Here is a 20,514-nt window from a genome sequence, read left to right as displayed (position 1 = left end):
CGACGGTCCTGCACATCCTATATTCCCCCCATGCGCGATCCCGTCCTCACCTTCACCGAACGCGGCCTCTACTGCCCTGCCGGCGATTTCCATATCGATCCCTGGCGCCCGGTGGATCGCGCCTTGATCACGCACGGCCATGCCGACCACTCCCGGTCGGGTCACGGTCGTTACCTTGCTACCACCCAGGCGGCTCCGGTCATCCGACACCGGCTTGGCGCGATTGCGCTGGAAACCATCAACTACGGCGAGGTGCGGCGCATCGGATCCGCCGAGGTCTCGTTTCACCCGGCAGGACACATCCCCGGCTCGGCGCAGATCCGGGTGGCCGTCAACGGCGAGGTCTGGGTGGTCTCGGGCGACTACAAGATCACGCCCGACGGGCTGTCGGAACCTTTCGAGCCGGTGGCCTGTCACAGCTTCATCTCGGAATGCACTTTCGGGCTGCCGGTGTTCAAATGGCAGGACCAGGGCGCAGTGGCGCAGGAACTCAACGCCTGGTGGGCCGACAATGCCGCCCAGGGGCTGACCACCCTGCTGGGCGCCTATTCGCTTGGCAAGGCGCAGCGCATGATGTCGTTGCTTGATACCGGCATCGGCCCGATCCTGACCCACGGGGCGGTGGCCGCGACAAACGCCGTGCTGTGCGCCCAGGGCTACGCCTTGCCCGAGAGCACGCAGATCACACCGGATCTCAGGATCAAGGATCATCCCGGCGCAGTGGTGCTGGCACCGCCTGCGGCGCTTGGCACCCCCTGGGCGCGCAAGCTCGGCCCCGCGTCGACCGGTTTCGCCTCCGGCTGGATGCGGCTGCGCGGGGTGCGGCGGCGTCGCGCGGCGGACCGTGGCTTTGTCGTTTCGGACCATGCCGACTGGGACGGACTGCTGACAGCCATCCGCACAACCGGAGCGGAAAACATATACGTCACACATGGATACACCGAGATCTTCGCGCGGGCATTGCGTGAAATGGGCTGGAACGCGCAGGTTGTGCCGACCGAATTCGGTGGCGACGAGGATGACACGACGGCGGATTCGGCATGAGAGATTTTGCGACCCTGTTTGCCACTCTCGACCAGACCACAAAAACAACATTGAAAACTAAAGCCCTGGCTGAATACTTCACCCGCGCCGCCGACGAGGACAAGCTCTGGACCATCGCCCTGTTTTCCGGGCGTCGACCCAAACGCGCCGTCACCACAACGCAACTGCGCGAATGGGCGGCGGAAAGCGCCGGTGTGCCGCTTTGGCTGCTCGAGGAATCCTATCCGATCGTTGGCGACCTGGCCGAAACCATTGCCCTGATCCTGCCACCTGCGGAAACCTGCTCAGACCTTTCTTTATCTTATTGGATCAACTGGTTGCGCAGTCTTTCCAATGTATCACCCGAGGATCGGAAGATGCTGATCCTCACGGCCTGGAACCAGCTCGAGACCACAGAACGGTTTTTGTTCAACAAGCTGATCACCGGCGGTTTCCGGATCGGCATCAGCCAGAAGCTCATGACCCGTGCCCTGGCACAGGCCACCGGCCAGGACGAAGCCAGCCTGGCGCATCGGCTCATGGGGGGCTGGACACCGGAGAGCACGAGCTATCACGCGCTGATCGAGGCCGAGGACAAGGCCGCCGACCTCAGCCGCCCCTATCCGTTCTACCTCGCCCATCAACTGGATGACCTGCCGGAAAATCTGGGAAATCCGGTGGATTGGCAGGCAGAGTGGAAGTGGGACGGCATCCGTGGCCAGTTGATCCTGCGTGGCGGTGGACACCATGTCTGGTCGCGCGGCGAAGAACTGATCACCGACCGTTTTCCCGAACTCGCCCGCGCGCGTGACTTTCTGCCCGACGGCACCGTGCTCGACGGGGAAATTGTCACCTGGGACGGCACGCAGCCGATGTCCTTCAACACCCTGCAAAAGCGGATCGGCCGCAAGACCGTGCCCAAGAAGCTGCTGAAGGATGCACCGGTCATCCTGCTGGCCTATGACCTGCTCGAAGACAACGGTCACGACCTGCGCGACACGCCGTTGGCGCAGCGCCGCGCCCGGCTCGATGCCCTGCTGCAAGACCTGCCGTCCGAAGCCCCCGTGCGCCCCTCGCAGATCATCCCGTTCGACAGCTGGCAGGGCCTCACGCAGGTTCGCACCCGTTCCCGCGACATGCGGTCCGAAGGACTGATGCTGAAACGCCGCGACAGCCCCTATCTGGTGGGGCGCAAGAAAGGTGACTGGTGGAAATGGAAGCTTGATCCGCTGACCATCGACGCGGTGATGATCTATGCCCAGCAAGGCCACGGGCGGCGCGCCACCCTGTTCACCGACTTCACCTTTGCGGTCTGGCAGGGCAACGAGCTCGTCCCCTTCACCAAGGCCTACAGCGGCCTCACCGACGCCGAATTCAACAAGATCACCGCCTGGGTGCGCAAGAATACCCTGCAACGTTTTGGCCCGGTCCGTCAGGTGCGCCCCGAGCATGTCTTTGAAATCGCGTTCGAGGGTATATTCGAGTCGCCACGCCACAAATCCGGGGTCGCCCTGCGCTTTCCCCGCATGTCCCGTTGGCGGCAGGACAAACCGGTGCAGGAGGCCAATACGCTGGAGGATCTGCGCGCCATCCTGGCCGCACATGGCTGAGCCCCCTTGAACCCCGGGACCGCAAGCGCATAGCTATAGGCCAAACAAAGGAGTGAGTGATGACCCTGCCCCGCCCGACCTTCGACGCCAATGCCACCTCTGGCAAGACAGAGTTCGGTGACCTGCCGGAATGGGATCTGAGTGACCTCTACACCAGTCCGGACGCGCCCGAACTCAAGCGCGATCTCGACTGGCTGGAACAGGCCTGCGCCAGCTTCGCGGCCGACTATCAGGGCAAGCTGGGCACGTTGGACGCCGAGGGCTTTCTCACCGCCATCCACAGGCATGAAAAGATCGAAGGCATCGCCGGGCGCATCATGTCCTTTGCCGGACTGCGCTACTACCAGCTGACCACGGACAGCCGCCGGACCAAGTTCCTTTCGGATACACAGGAAAAGGTCACCATCTACACCACGCCGCTGGTGTTCTTCACGCTGGAACTGAACCGGCTGGACGATGCGGTGCTCGACGGCGTCTTTGCCGCCAGCGCCGCGCTTGCGCGTTACAAGCCAGCCTTCGACCGGATCCGCGCCATGAAACCCTACCAGCTGTCGGACGAGATGGAGAAGTTCCTGCACGACATGGGCGTTGTTGGCGACGCCTGGGAGCGGCTATTCGACGAAACCATCGCCGGGCTGGAGTTCGACATCGACGGTGATGCGCTGAACATCGAGGCGACGCTGAACTTTCTCACCGATCCTGACCGCAGCAAGCGCCAGGCCGCGGCCGAGGAGCTGGCCCGGGTCTTTGGCGCCAATATCCGCACCTTTGCCCGGGTGCACAACACCCAGGCCAAGGAAAAGGAAATCATGGACCGCTGGCGCGGGATGCCCACCGCGCAGACCGGTCGCCACCTGTCGAACGACGTCGAACCCGAGGTGGTCGAGGCGCTGCGCGACGCCGTGGTCGCCGCCTATCCGAAACTCTCGCATCGCTATTACAACCTGAAACGCAAATGGCTGGGTCTGGACGTGATGCAGGTCTGGGACCGCAACGCGCCGCTGCCGCTGGACGACCCCAAAACCGTGCGCTGGGACGACGCCCGCGCCACGGTGATGAATGCCTATGCCGAATTTGATCCCCGCATGGCCGAGATTGCCGAACCCTTTTTCACCAAGGGCTGGATCGACGCCGCGGTAAAGCCCGGCAAGGCACCGGGAGCATTTGCCCATCCCACGGTGACGGATGTGCACCCCTACGTGATGCTCAACTACCTTGGCAAACCGCGCGACGTGATGACGCTGGCGCACGAACTTGGCCACGGGGTGCATCAGGTTCTGGCGGCCGGTCAGGGGGAAATGCTGTCCTCCACGCCGCTGACGCTGGCCGAAACCGCGAGCGTGTTTGGCGAGATGCTGACCTTCCGCCGGATGCTGGACAACGCCAAATCCCAGGCTGAACGCAAGATCCTGCTGGCAGGCAAGGTCGAGGACATGATCAACACGGTGGTCCGCCAGATCGCCTTTTATGATTTTGAGTGCAAACTGCACGCAGCCCGGCGCGGCGGCGAGCTGACCCCCGAGGACATCAATGCCCTCTGGATGTCGGTGCAGGCGGAATCCCTGGGCGAGGCCTTCGAATTCATGCCGGGGTACGAGAGCTTCTGGGCCTACATCCCCCACTTCGTGCACTCGCCTTTCTACGTCTACGCCTATGCCTTTGGCGACGGGTTGGTGAACGCCTTGTACGCCGTGTACCAGGAGCAGCCCGAGGGATTTCAGGAGAAATACTTCGACATGCTCAAGGCCGGCGGATCCAAGCACCACAAGGCCCTGCTGGCACCGTTCGGTCTGGACGCGACGGACCCCAAGTTCTGGGACAAGGGCCTGTCGATGATCTCTGGGTTCATAGACGAGCTGGAGGCAATGGAGGAGTAATCCACATACCCTGATTGTCTCCACTCCCGGTCTGTCCGCTTGATTTTCATCCGGACAGACCGATTCGACATTCAACCGGGTATTCATTGATTTCCGGTCATTCAAATCACACGCCAATGGATTGTGCTATTGCCGCGATACAGCGTTAAATAATCAAACTCGCTCACCCCGGGAAAGAATCTCTTTTTCCCGCGTTTATTTTCTTGGTCTCGCGCGAATCCATTTGCCGAACAGCCATGGAGCAGTCCAGAATTTTTTGCATTCCAAGTTCAGTCAATTTCGATGTGAACGGTTGCTTTGGGAAAAACACCGAATGAAAACGGCGTTTTCGGGCGCCCTGGTGCTGTAGTCAGGGAACATCTTATTGTGACGTTGAAATCGCGCAAGAATAAATCTGGTGCCAACATGCGCCGCGACAGGGCAAAACGCTGCCTCGACAAGATTGCCATCACTTCAATTGCGAATCCTTCGAGCCCCGCCGGTTGATTCCCCCACGTTTCTTGAAGGCGCCATCCCGTGCCGAAGCACAGTCCACGCACAGCTTGACCCCCGGCACCGCCACGCGCCGGGCCTCGGGGATTGGCTCTTCACATTCCACACACAGCTCGGCGCTTTCGCCCTGCGGGCCGCGGCGGGCCTTCAGCCGAGCCAATTCATCCTGGATCGACGCTTCGATCTGTTCATTCACCGCGCCATCGCGCGACCATCCGCCTGCCATGACATCTCCTCCTCAGCCCCGAACATAGGTATCTGCCGCCGCTCCGACCAGTGGGGCGAGCTCACATTTCGTGGTGGCGATCGGTCGCGCTGCTGCTCTGGCGGGGGCGCCCGCCGCACGTTCAGTTCCGGTGTGTCGCCAGCAGGTCGGCTGCGGTGCGCAGGTCGTCGTCAAAGAGCGCGGTGGCCTGCTCGCGCTCCTGCGGATCGCGCAGGCGCAGCAGATACGAGGGATGCAGCGTGATCAGCACCGGCTGGCCGTTGGGCGCGTGTTCCACCCGACCGCGCCGGGACATCAGCGCGCCGCGCCGCCCGGTCAGGCTCTCCGCCGCCGTCGCCCCCATCGCCAGCACCAGCCGGGGTTTGACCTGCGCCAGTTCGGCGTCCAGCCACCAGCGGCACTGCGAAATCTCTCCGCTGTCCGGCCGCTGGTGAATGCGGCGTTTGCCGCGCGGCTGGAACTTGAAGTGCTTCACGGCATTGGTGACATAGGCTTGATCACGTCGCAGACCGACCCGACCTGCCACCTGGTCAAAGACCTGACCCGCCGGCCCGACAAAGGGTCTGCCCTGCAGATCCTCGTGATCGCCGGGTTGCTCGCCGACAATCATCAGCGCCGCATCCAACGGCCCCTCGCCCTTGACCGCCTGCGTCGCGCTGCGGTGCAACGGGCAGCGGGTGCAGGCGTCGATGGCGGCGGGCAGACCGTCCTGCGGTCCGTCCCAAGCGGACGTACAACCAGCCAGCTGCGCCTGCACCTGCGCCATGCGGGCGGGCGGCAGGGTCGGCGCCGCCTCGGCCATCGCCCGCGCCCGCGCCGGGGCCTGCGCAATGAGCTCGGGAATCGACGCGGCTTCGGGCAGGTTTTTCCAATATTTCCGGGGCATCTCGGATTGCATCGCCGCGACCTTCAGCCTCGCGGGATTGAAGATGTTGCGGAAATAGGTGATCCAGAGTTGTTCGCTGGCATCCTCGGGCAGATCCGGACGGGCCTGGCCCGCCTGAAAGGACACGGCGCCGTTTGCAAACACCGCCGTGATGTCCGGCGTCACGATCCGCCAGTCCATATCCCCGAACCGACGGGCAAAAAACCCGGCGGTCGGCTCGACCGTATGATGCGTGGGTTCGAACCATGCGGCGAAGGACCGTCTTGGCGCATCCGGCGCGCCGATCTCTCGAAATCGCACAAAGGCCTTCATCTTGTGCTGACAGCGGTGAACATTCTTTTCCATGCCCCGCAGGCGGGCCAGATCCGCATCCCCCCTGTCGGTCATAAGGTGCGGCGCGCCCCGCAGCCGCCACAGGAAGCCGTACAGCCGGGCAAAGCGTTCCGGATCGCGGTGCCAAACCACCGTTTCGGCCATGGCGATGAAACTGCGCGGCACCGTCACCGCGCCGGTACCCCGAGGTCGCTCTAAGTCCGCGAACAGGTGCGGGGCGGATCCGATTCCGCCCCAATGGATCTGATCGGGCGGCACGCCTGCGGCCAGAAACTGCCGGGCGGCCTCGCGCCAGGCCGCCGCGGCACCGATTGCCGGTATGCTCGCGTGGTGCATCAGAACAGGCTCAGCTGTTGCGGCGGCGGGGCAAACCGGGCGCGCAGGTTGGCGCTGTCGGTCAGGGCGCCCGGGCTCCATCCGCCGGCCGTGACAAAGCTGCGCGCCTTTTTCATCGCCGCGCCCATACGCCCCAGATCCTCGTACCGCAGGGTGCGATGACGCCGGGTTGTCAGAATGCGGTTGACCGTCTTGACCCCGAACCCCGGAACCCGCAGCAGCATCTCGCGACTGCCTCGGTTTACGTCGACGGGAAAGAAACCGCGATGCACCAGCGCCCAGGCCAGCTTTGGGTCCACCTCGAGATCAAGATTGCCGTCGGCGGTGACAGAGGTGATCTCGTCCAGCTGGAAATCATAGAACCGCAGCAGCCAGTCAGCCTGATACAGCCGGTGTTCCCGTTGCAGCGGCGGGCGGACAAGGGGCAGTCTGGAAGAGGAATCCGGGATCGGCGAGAAAGCCGAATAATACACGCGTTTCAGTTTGTAGCTGGAATACAGCCGCGTCGACTGCCCCAGCACCGTGGCGTCGTTCGACCCGTCCGCGCCGATGATCATCTGCGTCGACTGACCGGCCGGGGCAAAACGTGGCGGCCGCTTGCCGCCAAACGAGATTTCCCTGGCGGCCTCCTTGCGCAGACGCACATCCGCCATCGCCTTGCGGATCTGCGCGGGCTTCTTTTCCGGGGCATACTGCGCCACCGCGGCGTCGGTGGGCAGTTCGACATTGATGGACAGGCGATCGGCCAGCAGCCCCGCCTCGGCGATCAGTTCGGGTGCGGCATCGGGTATGGTCTTGAGATGGATGTAGCCGCGAAAGTTTTCTTCGTGCCGCAGTTTGCGCGCAATACGCACCATGTCCGACATGGTGGCATCCGGGGACCGGATCACGCCGGACGACAGGAACAGCCCCTCGATGTAGTTGCGCCGGTAGAATTCGACGGTGAGATTGACCACCTCGTCGACGCCAAAGCGGGCGCGGGCGACGTTGGAGGACACCCGGTTGATGCAATAACTGCAATCATAGATGCAGAAATTTGTCATGAGGATCTTCAGCAGACTGATGCAGCGCCCGTCCGGCGCATAGGCGTGGCATATGCCACTGCCCTCGTTTGATCCCAGTCCCGTGCCGTCACGGGAATCGCGTCTTGTCGAGCCGGACGAGGCACAGGACGCGTCATACTTTGCCGCATCGCTGAGAATCGCCAGTTTCTGTTCCAGAGTTTGCACTGCCATATGTTCACTTTACGTTCCACTTTCTCCGGGTGCATTAACATAGATTAAGCGTCGGCAATTTATCGCTGGCCGACCATTCCGTTTCGGGCTGGGCGACTGTGGTCCGCGCCCTTGCAAACCCATCACGCGGAACGGCTGCTTGCGCATGACGCGGCCCGGCAAGCGTGCAGCGCCCGGCAATTGCGGTTGGCACACATTTCCCACCGGCGCGGCACTCGCATGGGGGCAACTGCTGTTACAGAAGGCACCCAGTCCCGCACGTGCATATTGTTTTGCCAATCCATCAGGATTGTACCGCAGACTCCTTGAAATCGGATACGATGCAGAACACCCTGCCCGAGGATACGCTTTTCGAGAAATTCGTATCCGGGACAACAACATGACCGGCTGCGGGGATCGGATGCACAGTACAGGGGTAACCCATGACAAGCCTGACAACCCGAACAATCTGACAGACACAGTGCATTCTCTCTTGCGGCGGGCCATCATCGAGCAGGCCCTCAGACCGGGATTGCGGCTGCCCGAAGACACTGTCGGCGAACAGTTTGGCGTCAGCCGTACCATTGTGCGTCACGCGCTTGTCCGGCTCGAGAACGAGGGGCTGGTGACCACCCGCCGCAACCGCGGCGCCTTTGTTGCCCAACCCTCGCGCGACGAGGCACAGCAGATCTTTGAAGTGCGGCTCTGTCTCGAAAACGAGGTCATCCGCAAACTGTGCCACAAGATGCCCGCTTCTGGTTACGATCAGCTCGAGGCGCATGTACGCAGTGAACACAGGGCCCGCGGCAGGGACGGCCCGGTTTCGATCAGACTTGCGGGCGAATTCCACGTGCTGCTGGCGGAACTGACCGGCAACGCGGTGCTCGCCCGCTATGTGCGCGAGGTGGTGTCGCGCTGTTCACTGATCCTGTCGATGTACGCGCGCAGCCATTCGTCGGACTGCGCGGTGGACGACCATACGCAGATCATCGAAGCGATCCGCCGTGGCGACCACGACCGCGCGGTGACGATCATGGGTCATCACCTTGGCGCCGTTGAACAGCGGGCAGAGCTTGTCCCGCACGCCGACAACATCCGGTCGATCCTGTCACATTACGGAAAGGAGCTCGCGCAGTGAGCCAGACACACCACGAGTTCGATTTTGCCGCCCTGACCGCGCGCGAAGCCTACAAGGTCATGATCGGCACCATCGTTCCGCGCCCAATCGCCTGGGTCACGACGATTTCGCCCGATGGCGTGGTGAACGCGGCGCCCTATTCGTTCTTCAATTGCCTGTCGGCGGATCCGCCGATCCTTGCCCTTGGGGTCGAGAACAAGCCGGATCGCTCTTACAAGGACACCGCCTACAACATCCGGATGACCGAGTGTTTCACCGTCAACATCGTCGACCGGGCCAATGTCGAGGCGATGGCGATTACCGCAGCAGGGTTTTCCCCCGAGGTGGACGAATTGCAGATGGCCGGTCTGACCTCAGCCCCCGGGGTGCGGGTGGCCTGCCCGCGCATCGCCGAAGCGCCGGTGGCGTTCGAGTGCGAGCGTTACCTCGGGATCGCGGTAAGTTCCGAGCGCGAGATCATCCTGGGCCGCATCGTCATGGCCCATATCCGCGAAGACATCATCGACCCTGCCACGCATTATTCCGATCACGCCCGCCTTGATGCCATCGGCCGCATGGGAGGCAGCGGCTACGCCGGGACGCTGGACTATTTCGACTGGCCCACCCCGTCAGCCGAAGAGGTGCTGAGCCGCCCGCAGAAACGCTCTGCGAGCGGCGGCGGATAACCGGCCGGGCGCTGTTGGCAGCCTCAGGTCAATTTGCCACGCAATCCGCGAAATAATGCACCTGCCCATCCGCGCCGACCTCTTGCACCAACCCGTGAATGTCGGTCTCGAAGCCCGGGCATTCATGGGCAAATTCCCGGTTGAACTTCAGGTATTCCACGATCTTGCGATTGAACACCTCACCCGGAATCAGCAGCGGGATACCCGGCGGATACGGCGTGACCAGGCTGGTGGTGATGCGGCCCTCAAGATCGTCGATCGCCACCCGCTGGGTGGTGCGCTGGGCGATGTGCGAAAAGGCATCCGTCGGCTTCATCGCCGGCGTATGGTCACTGAGGTACATGTCGGTCGACAGGATCGCGACATCGTACTTGGCATAGAGCGTGTGGACATGCTGGCACAGGTCGCGCAGGCCCATCCGCTCGTATCGCGGATGTTTGGCGCAGAATTCCGGCATCGTCCGCCACATTGGCTGGTTCTTGCCGTAGTCATCCTTGAACTGCTGCAACGCCGTCAGCAGGGTGTTCCAACGGCCCTTGGTGATGCCGATGGTGAACATGATGAAAAAGCTGTAAAGCCCGGTCTTTTCCACCACCACGCCGTGTTCGGCCAGGTACTTGGTGACGATCGACGCGGGAATGCCGGACTCTTCAAATCGCCCGTCCAGGTTGAGACCCGGGGTGATGATCGTCGACTTGATCGGATCCAGCATGTTGAACCCCGGGGCGATATCGCCAAAGCCATGCCAGGACTCGGTGCCGTCGTTGGCCTGCAGACCCTCGGCATCGGTCTTGCCCAGCACCCAGTCCCGGGTATCGCCGATGCCCTCTTCGCCGGGTGCATCCGGCCCCCAGACCTGGAACCACCAGTCATCGGCGCCGAATTCGTCGTCGACCTTGCGCATCGCCCGACGGAAATCCAGCGCTTCGGCAATGCTTTCCTCGACCAGCGCGGTGCCGCCCGGAGGCTCCATCATCGCGGCCGCGACGTCGCAGCTGGCGATGATGCTGTACTGCGGGCTGGTCGAGGTGTGCATGAGGTAGGCTTCGTTGAAGAGATGCCGGTCCAGCCGGGTGTCCTGACTGTCCTGCACCAGAACGTGGCTGGCCTGACTGATGCCTGCCAGCAGCTTGTGAATCGACTGGGTGGCATAGGTCACCGAATGGCGCGGGCGTTCCCGTTTGCGGCCCATCGCATGAAAGCTGCTGTAGAACGGGTGAAAGGCGGCGTGCGGCAGCCAGGCTTCGTCGAAATGCAGGTTGTCGACATAGCCGTCGAGCTGATCCTTGATCGTCTCGGTATTGTACAGCACGCCGTCATAGGTCGACTGCGTCAGCGTCAGGATGCGCGGCTTGACCGTGTCGGCATCGACATGTGACAGCAACGGGTTGGCGCGGATCTTGGCCTTGATCGCGTCGATGTCGAACTCGCTGCGCGGGATTGGACCGATGATGCCGTAGTGGTTGCGGGTCGGTTTCAGGAACACCGGAATTGCGCCGGTCATGATGATGCTGTGCAGGATCGACTTGTGACAGTTGCGATCCACCACCACCACATCGCCGGGCGCCACCGTGTGGTGCCAGACCATCTTGTTGCTGGTGCTGGTGCCGTTGGTCACGAAAAAGCAGTGATCCGCGTTGAAGATCCGCGCGGCATTGCGTTCGGACGCCCCGATGGCGCCGTTGTGATCCAGCAACTGGCCCAGCTCTTCGACCGAGTTGCAGACATCGGCCCGCAGCATGTTCTCGCCGTAGAACTGGTGGTACATCTGCCCGATCGGGCTCTTGAGAAACGCCACGCCACCGGAATGTCCGGGGCAGTGCCACGAATAGGATCCATCCTCGGCATAATCCAGCAGTGCCTTGAAAAACGGCGGCTGGATGCCTTCCAGATAGCTCTTGGCCTCGCGGATGATATGACGCGCGACAAATTCCGGCGTATCCTCGAACATGTGGATAAAGCCATGCAGTTCGCGCAGGATATCATTGGGCAAGTGGCGGCTGGTCTTTGTTTCGCCGTAGATATAGATCGGCACGTCTTCGTTCTTGCGCCGCACTTCCTGGATAAAGCTGCGCAGCGTGACAACCGCCGGGTCAAGATCTGGACCGGGGCTGAATTCCTCGTCGTCGATCGACAGCACAAAGGCGCTGGCGCGCGACTGCTGCTGGGCAAACTGCGAAAGATCGCCGTAACTGGTGACGCCGAGCACCTCAAAGCCTTCGCGTTCAATCGCTTCGGCCATGGCGCGGATGCCCAGGCCCGAAGAGTTCTCGGAGCGGAAATCTTCATCGATGATGACGATGGGAAAGCGGAACTTCATGTCTTTCTCCTGACCGGTGAACAGCGGTGATCGGTGCGCGTCCTGTTCCGGGTCGTGCTGGTTTTGATCCGTTCCCGTTTCTTTCGTGTCGCCGGTGCGTCGTCAAGACCTGCTGCTGCGCTGCGGCCCGGCAATGACCTCGCCGCCCCCCGGTGTCCGACGGTTCGAGGCCACCGTTCCGGGTGCACGCGTGGAAAACCCGCGAACCGCGCACGACGGGTGCAACCCCTGACCTAGCGTCATGCGCGGAAACCTGCCGCACCGTTTGCCAGCCTCTTGCTTTTGTTTCGGAATCGTCAACAAATTGCCATGCTTTGTATCCAATTCAGAGCCCATAAAAAATAAACATTGAGGAACAGATGAGCGGGATTCTCGCCAAACCTAGCTTGCGCAGGCTGAGCGGCCTTTGCGTCGTGCTTCTTCTCGGCGCCGCCTGTTCAAGGCCGGTGCCGACTGTATCCACACAATCCCGTGCCGGACTTGACCCGGCGCGTCAGGCGCTTGCCATATCCGAAGCGAAGGCGCTGCGCGCCAAGGGCGAGCGTGTCTGGTGTGTGCCGTTTGCGCGCAATGCCAGCGGCGTCGACATTCGCGGCAACGCGGAAACCTGGTGGCACAAGGCGCGTGGCTACTATGACCGGGGCGAAGTGCCCTCGGTTGGGGCGGTGATGGCCTTTGCCGCCACCGGGAGCATGCCGATGGGGCATGTCGCGGTGGTGTCCGAAGTGGTCTCGCCCCGCGAAGTTCTGGTCGATCACGCCAACTGGAACCGCGATCAGGTGTCGTTGAAAATGCCGGTCATCGACGTCTCTGACCGCAACGACTGGTCCGAAGTGCGGGTAAAAAGCCAACCCGCCGCCTTTGGCAGTGTCTATCCGGTCAACGGGTTCATCTATCCCGCAGCCAGGTCCAACGGCCCGGTCTGACGCGGCAGACCCCTGCGAGCCGCAGGGGTCTTTGCACACCTGCGGTCTGTATCAGCCGCGTCCTGGGTCTCGGGACGGGTCAAGACACCGTATTGCGCATAATCCCGATAGAGCGCGCTGTACCGCAAGGTGAATCCCCGCGCCTGCGCAATCGCCTGCATCTCGGCCTGAAGATCCGCCCTGGGTGTAACGTGAAACCGCGCCAGCCAGAGCTGCAAGAGCCTGCGAAATCCGCCCGGCAGTCCGCTCTGCTGGCCGAAATCGACCACATGCAGCGCCCCGCCCGGCCGCAGCTGCCACGCCGCCTGCTGCAAAGCGCCCCGCCAGTCGGGAATCATCGACAGGCTGTAAGACAACACCACGCGGTCAAATCCACCCGGCCCGAACAACGCCGCGCCGTCGAAATCACAGGCGTCCGCCCGCGCCAGCGCCGCCTGCCCCCCCAGCCTGCCCTGCGCCGTCAGCAGCATCTCCTGCGAGATGTCCAGCCCGCAGAGCGCCCGGCCGGGATACCGGTGCGCGATCCGGGCCAGATTGCGCCCCGTGCCGCAGGCGATTTCTAGCACCCGACCCTGCTCTGGCGGATCCAGATCGGCGATCAGGCGGTCGCGCCCCAACAGGTAATACCGCCGGGTCAGATCATACACCCGGCGCTGATAGCGGTAGGTGTGGTCCATCCGCGCGGCATGGCTCATCGTGTCGCTCATGCCCCCTCTCCGCTGAACCGATACAGGTGGAATCCGCCATAAATCGCCGAACGGTCGTTCACAAAGCCACGCCGCGATGCGTCGGCGTCGTACTGCCAGCCCTGCAACAGCGCCGGTGACAGCCGCCCCGGCAGGATATCTGCGGCGCCGCCGGTGCGGAAAATCACCCGTGCTCCGGGTCGTGCGGTTCGGGTGATCTGCTGCCACAGCGCAGAGAGCTGGGTGTCGCTCATCCAGTCCTGGGCATCCAGCAGCACAAAGGCGTCCAGCGATCCCGCCTGCCGCTCGGCCAGAAGATCGGTCATCGACCGGTTGACCACATTCACGCGCCCAGCCCCGCTGGCCACCAGCGGAAAGTTCTGCACCTCCAGATAGGGCGGGACGGACACCGGCGCGTTGGTGTCATAGCGGCGGCCAAAGGCCTGCCAGGCAAAATAGTTTTCATGAATCGGAAAATCGCAGACCAGCTTGCGCACGCGCTCTTTCAGGACCGGCAGAATGTCACCGCTGCCATCGGCGGCCAGCTTGTCATACTGCGCAGGCGGAATGCCCAGCCCGAACAGCGCCGCGCGCCGCCGCGCCATCCAGCGCACCATTCGCGAGTCGAGCACCGGCAGAACGCGGGCGGTGTAGAACCGTTCCTGCTCTGCAAGGCTGCCCGCCGCCAGCAGCGGCGCAAAACGCAGCCCGCCCAGCCAGGACACAAGGTGCACGGCCCCGAGAAAGCGCCCCAGCACCCCGAACCGGTGAAACCCGCGTGCAAACATCGAGATCCGTCGCCGCCCCCACACCCTGCCCTCCCAGAAAGCCCGGCTTTGGGCGTCGAGATGCGGCGCCAGCAGCAGATCGTAGACCCGGATGTTGTCGCGGCGGTCGGCATGGCCGAAGAACGCGTAGAAATCCGCGTGTGTCAGGTGGCGTGCCGCCACCACCTTCAGCCGCCCGAGGGCGACATGCGCGGGTGACAGATCCACCGCCGTGACCGACCCGGGCTGCGCAATCAGATAGGACATGGCGTTGCACGACCCCGAGGCGATGCAGAACAGGTCTTCGCCCGGCCGCAGCGCAAGCGCTGCGAGGTCCACCACCGGATCCTCCCAGATCTGCGGGTAAACCAGCCCTTCGAACATGCGGGAAAACAGGCGTTCCAGCAGGCCGGTGCGGTTCAGGGCGCTGTTCTGGTGCACGGCGGCGCCCAGTTGGCGGGTGATGTCGGGAATATCGGTCATGTTGCTCGGGCCCCCTCTTTGTCCCTGTTGCGGGCTGCGGCGCGGCGCGCTGCGGCCTTGCGGCGGGCCTGCACGGCCTCGCGGGTCCGCATCGCGGCGGCCCAGTCGACCAGATGCAGCTGGCCGTCCGCGGATTCGACCACGGCGGTACAGCTTTCCACCCAGTCACCGGTATTGATATACGCCAGGCCGTGGATCTGGCGGATACAGGCACTGTGGATGTGGCCGCAGACAATGCCGTCGAACCCCTTGCGCCGCGCCTCGTCCGCCAGCACGTCCTCGTATTCGCTGATAAAGTTCACCGCCTGCTTGACCTGCAACTTTGCCCAGTTCGACAGCGACCAGTATTGCCCGCCCCATAGACGCCGGGCGCGGTTCAGCCAGGTGTTCAGCCAGAGCGCACCTTCGTAGGCCCGATCTCCCAGGTGGGCGAGCCATCTGGCATTCATCACGATCGCGTCGAACTGATCGCCATGGGTGACAAGCAGCCGACGGCCGTCGGCGGTGACGTGCGGCGCCGTCTCCATCACTTCGATACCGCCGAAATGGGTGCCAAGGTAGGCGCGCAGCCCTTCGTCATGATTGCCGGGGATGTAGTAGATCCTCACTCCGTCATGGGCGCGCGCCAGAAGTTCCTGCACCACGTCGTCATGGGCTTTCGGCCAGAACCAGCCGCGCCGCAGCCGCCAGGCATCGACGATGTCACCGACCAGATAGATCGTGTCCGCCCGGTTGTGCGCCAGGAAATCCAGCAGCATCCCGGCCTGGCATCCCGATGTCCCAAGATGAACGTCGGATAGGAAAATGGTCCGATGGCGCACAGATCCGTCCACGTCTTGTGTCTGTTGCGCCAGCGTTTAACGGACGCAGGACTCGGAATTGTGACACTGCGCGAAAGTTTCTTCCGTGCACTGGTCGATGACGCCGGTCCGGAACGGGGCGACGGGTCTGCGTCGTCAGCGCGGCAGATAGGTCAGGATGTCCCTGCCCTGCCCGGCCGCGAAATCGCGCGCCAGGGACTGCCAGTCGATCGCGGCGGCGCGGCTCCAGTCCACGCGGCTGCCCTGCGTCTCGGCACACGCGCTCGGCGCGGCGGCCAGCGGCTGCCTTGCATAGTCCACCACGCGACGCCCCTCTGCAAAATCTTCCAGCGACTGCTCCCAGCGGGCGTCCGGCCAAAGCAGGCTCAGACGCCGCGTGCGCGGGGCGTAGTCGGCTGTGAACAGCGTGCCGAACCCCTCGGAATGGCGGTCCTGAAACAGCGGTGGCAGCAGGAACGGCCGGTGCAGCGCGTCAGGCGTGGTGTTCAGCCCGCGCAGATGCGCGTGACGCGCAAAGGTCCGGGTGAACTGCGCCCGGTCGGGTGTGCTGCCGTCGCTTTGATGATTGGTGGCGACGGCACGCGGCATCTGCCGCAGCCCACCGCCGGGGGACAGTTCGACGCTCGCCGTGGCGCCGTCGGCATCGGCAAGCACGATGTTATAGGCCATGTGGGACGGCACCCTTGTCAGCACAGCCACCGCTGTACTCACCGTGTCGCAGGTTTCGAGCACATAGCGCAGGATTGTGGTGATGCCGAAGCCCCTGCCGGTCTCGGAGCGCCCGCCATAGGCCAGGGCCACGCTGAGACCTGCGTCGTTGATGCCGTCCGACAGCCCCCAGAGGAATTCCACCATCCCCATCACCGCCCGTCCGGTCCACTCGCTGCGCAGCAACAGTCCTTCGTTGAGGTCCGGGGACAGGTCGTAGTTGCGCACCAATCGCGCCTCGCCTTCAGCCGAAAGCGCGGCGAGGGAACAGCCGCCAAGGTATCTGGGCGGGCACCATGTCGACAGGAACCGTGCGGGACGATCGCCGCCGCCGACCAGCACGACAAGCTGATCATAGACCGGGGCAATCTCGGGCATGTGCTGAAGCAGCGCGGCACGGCACTCTGGTGCCGAGGGCCCGGAATCGCCGCCCCGCGAGCGGAACCACGCCTCGTAGGCCGGCCAGGAGCGGTTCCAGCGGGCGAGCCATTTCGGCCCGGGGCTGGCTTCGGCCACGGCGTCAAAGGTCAGGGACATCGGGGGGCTCATCGGGCAATTCCCTTGGTTTGCAGGAAAAACGCCAGCATCTCGGCGCTTGCGTCCGGGCCTGCCCCATCGGTGTAGGATCCGGCTGCCTGACCGCCGGACCAGGCATGTGCCAGCCCGTCGACAACCCAGTGGTCCAGCAGCACGCCGCCGCCCGCGCCGGTGACCGTCGCCCGTTTGAAGTCGCGCCCGCCCGTGCTGCCGCTGCTTTCCTCGTGGCGGCTCTGGGACAGGTCGCCGTTCCGGGCGCGCTGAAAGATCCGGGCACCGTTGACCGGATGCACGGTGGTGTCCGCCGTGCCGTGAAAGATGATCGTCGGAACAGTCGGCGACCCCGTGGCTGACGCCGTTGTGTCCGCCCCCGACCCCGCCATCGCCGCAAACGCCGAAGCAACGTCACGCGCCGCCCCCATGGGCAATCCGGAATGCGCCCCGACCGCGGCAAAGACATCCGGATAGGTCTCGCCCAGAATTACCGCCATGGCCGCGCCCGCAGACAGGCCCGCGACATAGGTTTGCTCCGCGGGGACGCCAAGCTGCTGCGCCACCTTTTGCGTCATCCCGGACAGGATCGCCGGCTCGCCGCGGTCGCGCCGCTGATCGCCGGGACTGAACCAGTTCCAGCAGGACTGCGCGTTGCTGCCGCGCGACTGTTCCGGATACAGCACCGCCAGTCGATGCCGGGCGGCCAGCGCATTCATCCCTGTGCCGGCCGCGAAATCTTCGGGCGTCTGCGTGCAGCCGTGCAGCATGACGATCAGGCCGGTCACCTGCTTGCCGTGGCTCTCGGGCACATACAGGCGGTAGTCGCGCTGCCCGGCGGCACAGGTGAAGGTGCCATGCTGCATGTCGGCGCTGGCGCCGCCCGGCGCAGGGCTCGGATGCCCGGCGCCAAGGCCCCGCTGCAGTTTCGCCATCATATCCTGCATCACGTTGCCCGCGGGGGCGGATGGTGCGACATCGCTTCCGCCGGACAGCCCGTGCTGCGCAAGGGTGCGCTGCACCAGATCGCGGGCCGCCGAAAGGCGGTGCGACCAGGTGTCGGTCGTCGCCCCGAGGGGCGTGTGGTCATCGAGCTTTTTCATTCTGGCGTCCTTGTGAACAGTTGCGCACCTTATTTGATGCGGTCGGCAAGTGCCGACTTGACGGCGGCGCTGGCCTGCAGCGCGCCCAGTACCGTGATCGATCCGATCGTTTCCAACGCCAGCTCCGGCGTCACGGCGGCGTCGATCCGTGCCAGCCCCACCACCCGGACATGCAGAACCTCGCCTGCCGCCTTCAGGGCTTCGAGATCCGCCACGCTGTAGTCGCGCAACCCCAGCTCCATCGTGTGGCGCTCGATCGATTGCGTCACCGTGGCGCCGTGGGTGTCGAGGTGGTTGCGGATCGCCGTGCGGATGAAATCGCTGCGGTTGGAATAGAACCCTTCCTGCACCAGCAGGTCGATCCGTCCCAGATCCACAAAGCCGAGGTTGATCGTGATCTTTTCGCTTTCGGGAACCCGGTCTCGCAGCTGCCGTATGTTGCTCATGGCGGTTACTCCATCTGTATGGATGGTATATGGATGCCAAGCGGCAGCTTACAACCCCTTTCTGCAATTGGAACCTTTGCGCCTGCAGAAAGATCCCGACAAAACGACCTGCACGCCTTTCATGCTGTCAATTTAGGCATGCAGGGGGCGGCGCGGGCCGTGTTCGATCACGGAACGACCATTTTCCGTCCGGGACGGGCGGCATGGTTCTGCCGAAGCGTGGCCGATTGAAAACAGGTGGTGGACCGTTGCGGCGCATCGGCATAGACAGCCGCAAAACGGCGGCAGACTCGAATCTGCCCCGAGGCCTCGTGCAGGAGCAACAGTAAACGTGCCACAGGATGTCACCCCGGAGGGGCGCGCAGAGTCGCGCACCCTCGTCAGGCCTATTCAGATTCGCGGGCGGTTTCTCACCGCCGTCGCGCTCAAGGTGGAAAGCGGCCCGCAGGACGCGGCGTTCTACGCCGCGCTGGACGATCTGCTGCGCCAGCGACCGCATTTTCTCGTCGATGCGCCGCTGGTGCTGGATCTCGAAGAAGCTGACGGAGCGATCGGCGCCGACGCGCTGAAACAGTTGGTCGCCGCCCTGAAACAGCGCAAATTTGCCGCCTTCGGCGTCCAGAATGCCAGCCCCGACCAACTGGCGGCCGCAACCGAAGCCGGGCTGATCGCGGTGCCGCCGGGGCGCGACACCCCGCTGCGGGACGACCGCCCCGAACGCCGCCGGTCCTCGGGACGCGGGATATCGACGGCAACGCGGGTGGTGACCACGCCGGTGCGGTCGGGGCAGACAGTTGTCGCCGATCATGGCGACCTGGTGGTGATCGCCCCCGTCGCATCGGGTGCCGAGCTCATCGCGCGCGGCAATATCCACGTCTACGGCACCCTGCGCGGCCGGGCGATGGCCGGGGCGCATGGCGATCGGAACGCGCGGATCTTCTGCCAGAATCTTGACGCCGAACTGCTGGCCGTGGCGGGCCTATACCGGACCAGTGAGAACCTGGAGCACGAGGTCCGCAAGCGCAGTGTGCAGGTTTTCCTCCAGGATGAACGGCTTTGTGTGGAGACACTCGGATGACATCGCAATTGAAACAGGACGACTCGGACACGAGCAAGATCATCGTGATCACCTCGGGCAAGGGCGGCGTGGGCAAAACCACTTCGGCCGCCGCTATCAGCGCCGGGCTGGCGCAGCGCGGACACAAGACGGTCGTGATCGACTTTGACGTCGGTCTGCGCAACCTCGACATGATCATGGGTTGCGAGCGCCGCGTGGTGTTCGACTTCATCAACGTGATCCAGGGGGACGCGCGGCTCAAGCAGGCGCTGATCAAGGACAAGCGGCTGGAGAACCTGTCGATCCTGCCGACCTCGCAGACCCGCGACAAGGACGCCCTGACCAAAGAGGGCGTCGAAAAGGTGCTGAACGAGTTGCGCGAGGAGTTTGACTATATCATCTGCGACAGCCCTGCCGGAATCGAGCGTGGCGCCCAGCTGGCGATGTACTTTGCCGACGAGGCGGTTGTGGTGACCAACCCCGAAGTCTCGTCCGTGCGTGACAGCGACCGGGTGCTGGGCCTGCTCAACAGCAAGACCCAGCGCGCGGAACGCCCCGGGGCCGAGCCGATCAAGGCGCAGGTGCTGCTGACCCGCTATGATGCACAGCGCATCGCCAGGGGCGAGATGATGACGGTGGACGACGTGCTCGAAATCCTGGCGGTGCCGCTGCTGGGCATCGTGCCGGAAAGCACCGCGGTATTGCGGGCCTCGAACGAAGGGGTGCCGGTGACGATGGATGACCCCTCGGCGGCCTCGGCGGCCTATATGGATGCGGTGGCGCGGCTGACCGGCGAGCAGATCGAGATGCGGCTGGACTTTGACCGCCGCCCCGGCCTGTTCGGGCGTCTGTTCGGGCGGACGGCATAA

18 protein-coding genes are annotated in these 20,514 nt (G+C 63.8%); 8 read left to right on the top strand and 10 right to left on the bottom strand.

Translation table 11 applies throughout. From position 1 onward, the window contains the following. The first annotated feature begins 30 nt into the window (after window positions 1-30). From FOY53_RS09070 to FOY53_RS09060, 3 genes are read left to right on the top strand one after another with little or no spacing between them, the layout of a single operon-like run. Window positions 31-1,044, top strand: coding sequence for a ligase-associated DNA damage response exonuclease (locus FOY53_RS09070; protein WP_146587958.1), 1,014 nt, complete (start codon window positions 31-33; stop codon window positions 1,042-1,044). Continuing rightward, the gene (locus FOY53_RS09065) at window positions 1,041-2,633 is read left to right on the top strand and encodes an ATP-dependent DNA ligase (RefSeq protein ID WP_146587956.1); all 1,593 of its coding nucleotides are present in this window, start codon (window positions 1,041-1,043) and stop codon (window positions 2,631-2,633) included. Before FOY53_RS09070 ends, FOY53_RS09065 begins: the two co-directional genes overlap by 4 nt. A gap of 56 nt (window positions 2,634-2,689) precedes the next feature. Beyond that, a complete protein-coding gene (locus FOY53_RS09060; protein ID WP_439332538.1) occupies window positions 2,690-4,510 on the top strand; it encodes a M3 family oligoendopeptidase in 1,821 nt (606 codons plus the stop codon). A 448-nt stretch (window positions 4,511-4,958) separates the two neighbouring features. Here the strand turns inward: FOY53_RS09060 and FOY53_RS09055 are convergent, their stop codons facing one another. The 3 genes from FOY53_RS09055 to FOY53_RS09045 all read right to left on the bottom strand — a co-directional run bounded on the left by FOY53_RS09055 (window position 4,959) and on the right by FOY53_RS09045 (window position 8,018). Continuing rightward, window positions 4,959-5,228, bottom strand: a complete 270-nt coding sequence (locus FOY53_RS09055) for a DksA/TraR family C4-type zinc finger protein (protein ID WP_146587952.1) — start codon at window positions 5,226-5,228, stop codon at window positions 4,959-4,961. A 121-nt stretch (window positions 5,229-5,349) separates the two neighbouring features. Then, window positions 5,350-6,783: a UdgX family uracil-DNA binding protein gene (locus FOY53_RS09050; RefSeq protein ID WP_146587950.1), complete on the bottom strand. Its 1,434-nt coding sequence runs from the start codon at window positions 6,781-6,783 to the stop codon at window positions 5,350-5,352. Next, complete coding sequence (locus tag FOY53_RS09045) at window positions 6,783-8,018, bottom strand: putative DNA modification/repair radical SAM protein (RefSeq protein WP_146587947.1); 1,236 nt, start codon at window positions 8,016-8,018, stop codon at window positions 6,783-6,785. Before FOY53_RS09045 ends, FOY53_RS09050 begins: the two co-directional genes overlap by 1 nt. Window positions 8,019-8,478: 460 nt before the next feature. Here FOY53_RS09045 and FOY53_RS09040 point away from each other — a divergent pair, with 460 nt between their 5' ends. Both FOY53_RS09040 and FOY53_RS09035 read left to right on the top strand, forming a co-directional pair. Next, window positions 8,479-9,135, top strand: coding sequence for a GntR family transcriptional regulator (locus FOY53_RS09040; RefSeq protein ID WP_246107338.1), 657 nt, complete (start codon window positions 8,479-8,481; stop codon window positions 9,133-9,135). Then, window positions 9,132-9,800, top strand: coding sequence for a flavin reductase family protein (locus tag FOY53_RS09035; protein ID WP_246107337.1), 669 nt, complete (start codon window positions 9,132-9,134; stop codon window positions 9,798-9,800). The genes FOY53_RS09040 and FOY53_RS09035 overlap by 4 nt, the downstream gene beginning before the upstream one ends. A gap of 28 nt (window positions 9,801-9,828) precedes the next feature. Here FOY53_RS09035 and FOY53_RS09030 read toward each other — a convergent pair whose 3' ends face one another. Further along, window positions 9,829-12,120: an arginine/lysine/ornithine decarboxylase gene (locus FOY53_RS09030; RefSeq protein ID WP_146587943.1), complete on the bottom strand. Its 2,292-nt coding sequence runs from the start codon at window positions 12,118-12,120 to the stop codon at window positions 9,829-9,831. A 359-nt stretch (window positions 12,121-12,479) separates the two neighbouring features. Between FOY53_RS09030 and FOY53_RS09025 the strand changes: the two genes are divergently transcribed. Beyond that, window positions 12,480-13,046: a CHAP domain-containing protein gene (locus FOY53_RS09025; protein WP_146587940.1), complete on the top strand. Its 567-nt coding sequence runs from the start codon at window positions 12,480-12,482 to the stop codon at window positions 13,044-13,046. On the opposite strand, the gene FOY53_RS09020 is transcribed toward FOY53_RS09025, so the two are convergent. The 6 genes from FOY53_RS09020 to FOY53_RS08995 all read right to left on the bottom strand — a co-directional run bounded on the left by FOY53_RS09020 (window position 13,013) and on the right by FOY53_RS08995 (window position 18,588). Further along, entirely contained in the window at window positions 13,013-13,753 is a 741-nt protein-coding gene (locus tag FOY53_RS09020) for a class I SAM-dependent methyltransferase (protein ID WP_146587938.1), read from the bottom strand. The genes FOY53_RS09025 and FOY53_RS09020 overlap by 34 nt on opposite strands. Next, the gene (locus tag FOY53_RS09015; RefSeq protein ID WP_146587936.1) at window positions 13,750-14,982 is read right to left on the bottom strand and encodes a BtaA family protein; all 1,233 of its coding nucleotides are present in this window, start codon (window positions 14,980-14,982) and stop codon (window positions 13,750-13,752) included. Before FOY53_RS09015 ends, FOY53_RS09020 begins: the two co-directional genes overlap by 4 nt. Then, window positions 14,979-15,803: a UDP-2,3-diacylglucosamine diphosphatase gene (locus FOY53_RS09010; RefSeq protein WP_146588158.1), complete on the bottom strand. Its 825-nt coding sequence runs from the start codon at window positions 15,801-15,803 to the stop codon at window positions 14,979-14,981. Before FOY53_RS09010 ends, FOY53_RS09015 begins: the two co-directional genes overlap by 4 nt. Before the next feature lie 135 nt (window positions 15,804-15,938). After that, on the bottom strand, window positions 15,939-17,048 hold the full coding sequence (locus tag FOY53_RS09005) for a C45 family autoproteolytic acyltransferase/hydrolase (protein ID WP_146587934.1): 1,110 nt from the start codon (window positions 17,046-17,048) through the stop codon (window positions 15,939-15,941). Window positions 17,049-17,056: 8 nt separating this feature from the next. Continuing rightward, window positions 17,057-18,142: an extracellular catalytic domain type 1 short-chain-length polyhydroxyalkanoate depolymerase gene (locus FOY53_RS09000; RefSeq protein WP_146587932.1), complete on the bottom strand. Its 1,086-nt coding sequence runs from the start codon at window positions 18,140-18,142 to the stop codon at window positions 17,057-17,059. A 29-nt stretch (window positions 18,143-18,171) separates the two neighbouring features. Then, on the bottom strand, window positions 18,172-18,588 hold the full coding sequence (locus FOY53_RS08995; RefSeq protein WP_146587930.1) for a ribbon-helix-helix domain-containing protein: 417 nt from the start codon (window positions 18,586-18,588) through the stop codon (window positions 18,172-18,174). A 331-nt stretch (window positions 18,589-18,919) separates the two neighbouring features. Between FOY53_RS08995 and minC the strand changes: the two genes are divergently transcribed. Further along, window positions 18,920-19,666, top strand: a complete 747-nt coding sequence (gene minC / locus FOY53_RS08990) for a septum site-determining protein MinC (RefSeq protein ID WP_146587928.1) — start codon at window positions 18,920-18,922, stop codon at window positions 19,664-19,666. Next, window positions 19,663-20,514, top strand: a complete 852-nt coding sequence (gene minD, locus FOY53_RS08985) for a septum site-determining protein MinD (protein ID WP_146587927.1) — start codon at window positions 19,663-19,665, stop codon at window positions 20,512-20,514. The genes minC and minD overlap by 4 nt, the downstream gene beginning before the upstream one ends.

It is taken from the genome of Puniceibacterium confluentis, assembly GCF_007923445.1.
GTDB lineage: Bacteria > Pseudomonadota > Alphaproteobacteria > Rhodobacterales > Rhodobacteraceae > Puniceibacterium > Puniceibacterium confluentis.
The sequence above is the reverse complement of the archived record's forward strand: the minus strand, read 5'-3'. Positions and strand labels throughout refer to the sequence as shown.